The sequence below is a fragment of the Pseudoalteromonas sp. G5_S1_14_S5 genome (assembly GCF_054968605.1).
Window position 1 is genome coordinate 1 of record NZ_JBQKUM010000290.1, and the last position, 225, is coordinate 225.

Annotated in this window: 1 tRNA gene; it reads left to right on the plus strand. The window is 43.1% G+C overall.

Annotated elements, in window-relative coordinates:
* Positions 1-74: 74 nt before the first annotated feature.
* Positions 75-161, plus strand: a tRNA-Leu gene (locus ACTRWI_RS22925).
* Positions 162-225 lie beyond the last annotated feature (64 nt).

Here is a 225-nt window from a genome sequence, read left to right on the forward strand (position 1 = left end):
TTAGTGTTGATTCATGTTGACATTAAGATGGTGTTTTACTTTTCAGTAATCGGCATCGCAATAAAGAATTGCGTGCCCTGGTGGTGGAATTGGTAGACACAAGGGATTTAAAATCCCTCGACGTTCGCGTTGTGCCGGTTCAAGTCCGGCCCGGGGCACCATCTATTTAGTTGTTACCTTTCGGGGTAGGAATCAAAAGAGTTGTTCTCTTAAAACACTATTGAA